The 7,223-nt window shown below is 46.8% G+C and carries 7 protein-coding genes; all 7 read left to right on the top strand.

Translation table 11 applies throughout. The features are described from left to right. On the top strand, positions 1–286 hold a 286-nt coding region (locus tag A9E74_RS10930), incomplete at its 5' end, for an H-NS histone family protein (RefSeq protein ID WP_069296656.1). A gap of 157 nt (positions 287–443) precedes the next feature. Beyond that, positions 444–2,897, top strand: coding sequence for a leucine--tRNA ligase (gene leuS / locus A9E74_RS10925; protein ID WP_069296655.1), 2,454 nt, complete (start codon positions 444–446; stop codon positions 2,895–2,897). An 18-nt stretch (positions 2,898–2,915) separates the two neighbouring features. Continuing rightward, positions 2,916–3,401: an LPS-assembly lipoprotein LptE gene (locus A9E74_RS10920; protein ID WP_069296654.1), complete on the top strand. Its 486-nt coding sequence runs from the start codon at positions 2,916–2,918 to the stop codon at positions 3,399–3,401. Between the two features lie 6 nt (positions 3,402–3,407). Next, complete coding sequence (gene holA, locus A9E74_RS10915; protein WP_069296653.1) at positions 3,408–4,439, top strand: DNA polymerase III subunit delta; 1,032 nt, start codon at positions 3,408–3,410, stop codon at positions 4,437–4,439. After that, the gene (locus A9E74_RS10910; RefSeq protein ID WP_425412319.1) at positions 4,436–5,725 is read left to right on the top strand and encodes a glutamate-5-semialdehyde dehydrogenase; all 1,290 of its coding nucleotides are present in this window, start codon (positions 4,436–4,438) and stop codon (positions 5,723–5,725) included. The genes holA and A9E74_RS10910 overlap by 4 nt, the downstream gene beginning before the upstream one ends. Beyond that, complete coding sequence (gene nadD, locus A9E74_RS10905) at positions 5,706–6,371, top strand: nicotinate-nucleotide adenylyltransferase (RefSeq protein WP_069296652.1); 666 nt, start codon at positions 5,706–5,708, stop codon at positions 6,369–6,371. Before A9E74_RS10910 ends, nadD begins: the two co-directional genes overlap by 20 nt. Continuing rightward, a complete protein-coding gene (locus tag A9E74_RS10900; RefSeq protein WP_069296651.1) occupies positions 6,371–7,219 on the top strand; it encodes a YdcF family protein in 849 nt (282 codons plus the stop codon). The genes nadD and A9E74_RS10900 overlap by 1 nt, the downstream gene beginning before the upstream one ends. The last annotated feature ends 4 nt before the right edge of the window (positions 7,220–7,223 follow it).

Raw genomic sequence — 7,223 nt, 5'->3', positions numbered from 1 at the left:
GGTCACTGAATTAAACAGCAAAGACAATGATGTTGTCGCGGTAGCGGATGCTGTAAGAGCCTTGGCAAAAGATAAAAAAGTAACTCCGGCAGAAGCCTTAACAGCTGTTGCTAAAAATATGCGAGTCGGTTTATCTGGTGCACGCAAACCTCGTGCGGAAAGTGCCGATAAATATCGCCATCCTCAAGATCCGCAAAAAACCTGGAAAGGCTTTGGTAAACGTCCTTTGTGGTTGGTTGAAGAACTCAACCAAGGTCGCAAACTTGAAGAGTTCAGAATTAAGTAGAGCTATATCAAGCAGTGGTTTTGCCGCACTGCTTTTTCGTTTGACCGGTTACAGAAATCATTTCGCTGATTGTGGTTCACACATTCGGTGCTTTCGGCATTTCTGTCGCTAAGGTATCCTTTCCAGCTTTCCCGCATCATATTCACAAAGAGAAACCATGCAAGCTGATTATCGCCCAGATGTGATCGAAACCGCCGCCCAAGCCTGGTGGCAACAACATCAAACTTTCCGTGCTACTGAAGACACGAGCAAAGAAAAATTCTATTGCCTGTCGATGTTCCCTTATCCAAGCGGTCAGCTGCATATGGGCCATGTACGCAATTACACGATTGGCGATGTTATCTCTCGTTATCAGCGCATGCTGGGCAAAAATGTATTGCAACCTATGGGCTGGGATGCTTTTGGCTTACCGGCCGAGAATGCCGCATTAAAACATCAGGTGCCGCCAGCTGAGTGGACTTATAAAAATATCGATTATATGCGCGCTCAGTTGCAACGATTGGGTCTGGCTTATGATTGGGATCGTGAAATAGCCACCTGTAAACCAGATTATTACCGTTGGGAACAATGGCTGTTTGTACGTTTATTCAAGAAAGGTCTGGTCTATAACAAAACAGCGGCGGTGAACTGGGATCCGGTTGATCAAACGGTATTGGCGAATGAACAGGTAATTGATGGTCGTGGCTGGCGTTCAGGTGCTTTGGTTGAGCGGCGTGAAATACCTCAGTGGTTTATGAAAATTACCGATTACGCAGAAGATCTGCGTAATGATTTGCAACAACTCTCCGGTTGGCCTGAGCAAGTTAAAACCATGCAGGCGAATTGGATTGGTCGCTCTGAAGGGGTGCAAATCACTTTTTCCGTAGCTGACAGTGAAGAAGATATTGCAGTTTATACCACGCGACCGGACACCCTCATGGGTGTCAGTTATGTCGCAATAGCTGCCGAGCATCCAATTGCGTTGCGCATGGCTGAATCGAAGCCACAGTTGCAGCAGTTTATTGACGAATGCAAGAAAACTGACACGACCGAAGCTGCACTGGAAACCGCTGAGAAAAAAGGTATGGCTACCGGGGTGTCGGTGTTTCATCCAATCAGTGGTGAACGTATTCCGGTTTGGGTCGCCAACTTTGTGTTGATGGGGTATGGCACTGGTGCGGTGATGTCTGTACCAGCTCATGATCAGCGTGATTTCGAGTTTGCTCAAAAATACGATTTACCGATCCGACAGGTTATCGCGGCATTAGATGATACGCAAATCAATCTGCAACAGGCGGCTTTCACCGAAAAAGGCCGATTGATTAACTCGTCGCAATTCACCGGCCTTACTTCAGCAGAAGCCTTTGATGCAATCGCCGATGAGCTGAGCAAACAAAACAAAGGCGAACGACAGGTCAATTATCGGTTACGTGACTGGGGAGTATCCCGTCAACGTTATTGGGGTACCCCAATCCCGATTATCTATTGTGATAGTTGTGGCGCAGTGCCCGTGCCTGAAGCGGATTTGCCGGTGTTATTACCAGAAGATGTCGTAGTTGATGGTTCAGGCTCACCCATTAAATCGATGCCGGAATTTTATCAATGTGCTTGCCCTGAATGTGGCAAACCCGCGCGACGGGAAACCGATACCTTTGATACTTTCTTTGAATCTTCTTGGTATTACGCACGTTTTACCAGCGCAGATAATCAAGAGGCGATGCTGGACGAGCGGGCGGATTACTGGCTACCGGTTGATCAATATATCGGTGGTATTGAACATGCGGTATTGCATTTACTGTATGCCCGGTTCTTCCATAAGTTATTGCGTGATGAAGGGCTGGTTACAGGCGATGAGCCATTCAAGAATCTGTTGACTCAAGGTATGGTGCTTAAAGATGGCGCTAAGATGTCTAAATCAAAAGGCAACACCGTTGATCCGCAGGCACTTATAGATGAATATGGGGCCGATACAGCGCGTTTATTTATGATGTTTGCTGCCCCACCCGAAATGTCACTGGAATGGTCAGACAATGCTGTTGAAGGTGCCAATCGTTTCTTAAAACGTTTATGGCGCAGTGTGCATGAGCATACTGAGGTTGGCGTAGTCGAAAGCAAAACGTTAACCGACTTGTCAGAAGCTGCGACAGATCTGCGTCGTCTGGCACATCAAACCCTGACCAAAGTAGCAGATGATTTGGGACGCCGTCATACCTTTAACACAGCCATTGCAGCGGTGATGGAATTGATGAATGCCCTGACCAAGTTTACCGAGCAAAGTGATCAGGCGCGCGCTGTCCGTCAGGAAGTATTGGAATTAGTGGTATTGATGTTGGCGCCCATCACGCCGCATATCTGTCATGTTTTATGGACACAGCTTGGACATAGCAATGCGGTAATTGATGCTGCTTGGCCCGAGGTTGATTCTGCAGCTTTAAAGCAGGATAAAGTCGAGCTGATGATTCAGGTCAATGGTAAGCTACGCTCAAAATTGATGGTCGATGTAAATGCCCAGCAAGCGGATATTGAGCCACTGGCTCTCGCGGATGAGACAGTTCAACGCTATATAGAAGGCAAAGCGATTCGAAAAGTCATTCTGGTGCCTGGCAGGCTGATCAATATCGTTGTCGGCTGATAAACAAAGGAAACATTGATGTTGAAAAAACTGATTATTGCTGGTTTATGCATGCTGATAGCCGCATGCGGTTTTCAGTTACGGGGTGCAGCCGACCTGCCAGCAAGTATTCAAACCATGCATATTCAAGGTATCAGCATGCGTGATGGTTTGGGGCTGGAACTCAAACGTACCTTACGACGCAACGGTATCAATGTGATTGACGATTACAGTGAAGGCGCAGCCGTGCTGAGCTTTCTGCGCAATCGCTATGAGCGACGCGTATTATCTGTTGGTGGCAATGCCAAGGTCAGTGAGTACGAATTGATTTTAGAAGTAACATTTCAGCTAACCGATAACCAGCAAAATAAAGTCATCGATAATGAAAGCTTTGAAGCGAGACGTGATTATCAGTTTGATCAGGAGCAGGTATTAGGTCGAGATGGTGAAGAACGTCTATTACGCGATGAAATGGACAAACAAGTCAGTCAGGCAATACTTCGTCGTCTATCCGCTTTGGATTGAAAACTGATGCGGGTAAAGGCAGAACAGCTAAGCTCACAACTACAACATAAATTGCCGGTCATCAGTGTAGTTTTTGGTGACGAGGCTTTACTGGTGGAAGAGACTGCTGATCAGATCCGTCAGCAAGCAAAAAAACACGGTATAAGCGAAAGGCAGGTTTGGCATGCTGACGCAAAGTTTGATTGGTCGAAGCTCAGATTTGCAGAAGATAGTTTGTCTTTGTTCGCTTCACAAAAGCTGGTCGAAATCAGGCTGCCTTCAGGAGCACCCGGTAAAGAAGGGGGAGATTTTCTGCGGCAATTTGCCGAACAACCCGCTATTGATACGTATCTGTTATTAATCACAGGCAAGTTGACAGCCCAACAGCAAAAAGCCAAATGGTTCACTGCACTGGAAAATGCCGGTATCAGCGTACCCATTTGGCCAGTAAGTTTAGAAATGTTACCGCGCTGGATTCAGCAACGTATGCGTCAAAAAGGTTTGCAGACGAGTACTTCGGTTGCCAGCATGTTGGCTGAAAGGACCGAAGGCAATTTGTTTGCTGCTGCCCAGGAAATAGATAAGCTGGTTCTACTGAGCACTGATGGGCAGGTAGACGAGCAATTGTTGGTAGAGAGTGTTGCAGATAGTGCACGGTTTGAAGCATTTTCATTGATGGATGTTGTCTATGCTGGTCAAGCCGCAAAAATTCCACGTATGTTAAGAATGTTGCAGGCAGAAGGCAACGATGTATTAGCAGTGTTTTCGGCGGTATCCTGGTCATTACATCGAATGATTGATATGGCAGCCCAAATTGAAAACGGGGCGCAACCTGCCCAAGTTTTTGCCAGCCAGAAACCGCCGGTATGGGACAAGGCTAGACCTCTTATTCAATCGGGATTACGGCGGCATGCTGCCGCAAAATGGCGAACTTTTTTACCGCAAATGGCAGCAATTGATCGAGCAGCAAAAGGCGGTGGTAGTGACAATGCATGGCGTATGCTGTCAACCTTATGTTTACAGGTCGCTGGTGTATCAATGAATTTGCAGCAAACATGAAAGCAGAGATATTAGCAGAGGAGAGTGCTGTGGAAGTTGCAGCCTATATGCAGAAACTGGGTCAACAGGCTCGTGAAGCCAGCCGAGTGTTGGCTCGTGCCACTACCAACAGTAAAAATACTGCGTTGTTGGCTATTGCCAAAGCAATTCGTAGTCAGGCTGAGATATTAAAAGCAGCCAATCAACTGGATTTACAGGCCGGAAAAACCAAAGGTCTGGATGCTGCCATGTTGGATCGATTGACATTGACTGATTCTCGTATTGAATCCATGGCTGAAGGGCTTGAACAAGTTGCGGCATTAGCCGACCCGATTGGTGAAATCAGTGATATGCGTTATCGGCCTTCTGGTATTCAGCTTGGCCAAATGCGAGTACCACTTGGCGTTATCGGCATTATTTACGAGTCACGGCCAAATGTCACAGCAGATGCCGCGGGTTTATGTCTGAAATCCGGCAATGCAACTATCTTGCGTGGCGGCAGCGAAGCGATACATTCCAATCAAGCTATTGCGGCTTGTATTCATCAAGGCTTACAACAAGCTGGCTTGCCAATCAACGCGGTGCAAGTGGTGGAAACCACTGACCGTGAGGCTGTAGCTCAATTAATTACCATGCCAGACTATGTCGATGTGATTGTGCCACGCGGCGGCAAAAGTCTGATTGAACGAATCAGTAAAGATGCGCGTGTTCCAGTTATCAAACATCTCGATGGTATCTGTCATGTGTATGTGGATGTTGAAGCTGATTTGGCTATGGCCGAAGAGATTGCCTTTAATGCCAAATGCCATCGTTATGGTGTCTGCAATGCGATGGAAACTTTATTAGTGCATGCCGATATCGCCAAACAATTTTTACCAAAAATGGCCGAGCGTTTTATCAAAGAAGGCGTGGAATTGCGTGGCTGTGATAAAACCTTGCGCATTTTGCCGGATATCAACACGGCAACTGAGGAAGATTGGGATACGGAATATCTGGCAGCTATCCTGTCTATTAGAGTTGTAGATAACGTGGACGCGGCAATGCTGCATATTCACAAGCATAGTTCGGCGCATACCGAAACCATCGTGACGCAAAACTACGATACCGCCAGACGCTTCTTGCAGGAAGTCGATTCCAGCTCAGTATTGGTTAATGCGTCAACACGGTTTGCTGATGGTTTTGAATATGGTTTAGGGGCTGAAATCGGTATTTCCACCGATAAATTGCATGCTCGTGGTCCGGTGGGGTTAAATGGTCTGACATCACAAAAATGGATAGTGTTTGGTAGTGGTCAAATCAGAAAATAATTACGACGCCATCGGTATCTTGGGCGGTACGTTTGATCCGGTACATTTCGGACATTTGCGCTCGGCTTTAGAAGTTTGTTTGCAACTTAATCTGGATCATGTGCGACTGCTTCCTTGCGCAGAGCCGCCGCATCGACAAGCGACGATGGCCAGTGCTGAGGTGAGACGTTTAATGCTGGAACTGGCGGTTAAATCAGTTCCTCAATTAATCGTTGATGATCGAGAGCTGCAACGTGATGGCCCATCTTTTACGGTAGATACCTTACTGAGCTTGCGTCAGGAGTTTAAAGATAATCCGTTATTTCTCATATTAGGCACAGATGCATTTCGCGGCTTAGCCACATGGTCTCGTTGGCAGCAGATTTTGTCTTTAGCGCATATCGTAGTGGTGCAACGCCCGGATGAAACTCTTGATCTGCAGGAAGAGCTGCAAAACTGGTATCAGCAGAATCTGGCTCAAACTACAGATCGGTATCTTGCCGCTGGCAAAATTTGGCCACTTACCGTGACCTCATTAGCCATTTCTGCAACGCAGATTCGTCAGGATTTACTGGCAGCAAACCCAGTCAACTTTCTATTGCCAGAATCAGTTATAGCCGTGATTGAACAGTTAGGATTGTATCGATCCAATGCCAGCGATAACTGATGGATCAGGTTTTTTTTGTTTTATCCAAATTGGCTTGGTCAGTGCTTAGTCCAGTGATGTTTTGGAATCTGTTGCTGGTGGCCGGCACGTTATTTTTATTGTTAGGTTATCGAAAAGCGGCTTTACGATTTCTGTTTCCAGCAAGTTTGTTCAGTCTCAGCCTGATGTTGTTTCCGTTGGGGGATTGGTTAATCTATCCGCTGGAATCACGTATCAGTCAGCCTCAACAACTGCCAGATACTATCGATGGCATTATTGTTTTGGGTGGCGGTGAAGACGTAAAAGGCACCATCAGTTGGCAACAGCCTCAGGTCGGTCAAGCCAGTGATCGATATTTTGGCGCGGCAGCTTTGGCCAAGCGCTATCCTGAAACGCCGATCATTTTTACCGGCGGTCATAATTTATTACGTTTTGATGCCGGTACAACGCCAGCAGATCTCAGTCATCAATTACTCACGATGGTCGGGATTGATGAACAGCGGCTTATTATTGAATCGAAATCACGCAATACCTACGAAAACTTCCAACGGTTAAAAACGGTATTGCCTAAACGCAATGGCCAGTACTTGTTGGTGACCTCGGCTTATCACATGCCGCGCTCCGTCGGAATAGCTCAAAAACAGGGTATAAGCGTGGTGCCATATCCTGTGGATTATCGCAGTCAGTCAGCAGATTTGCGTCGGCTGGATTTTGCTGTTTTTGAACAATTGGAAAAGCTTGAGCCTGCTTGGCGAGAGTGGGTGGGACTGACTGCTTATTTTATTACCGGAAAAACCAGCCAATGGTTTCCTCGGCAGACTGGCAGCATGATCGAAACATCCACAGACGCTCAGGTCGACTTACGTTAAACTA

The organism is Methylophaga muralis (assembly GCF_001720165.1).
In the GTDB taxonomy this organism is placed as follows: Bacteria; Pseudomonadota; Gammaproteobacteria; order Nitrosococcales; family Methylophagaceae; genus Methylophaga; species Methylophaga muralis.
The sequence above is the reverse complement of the archived record's forward strand: the minus strand, read 5'-3'. Positions and strand labels throughout refer to the sequence as shown.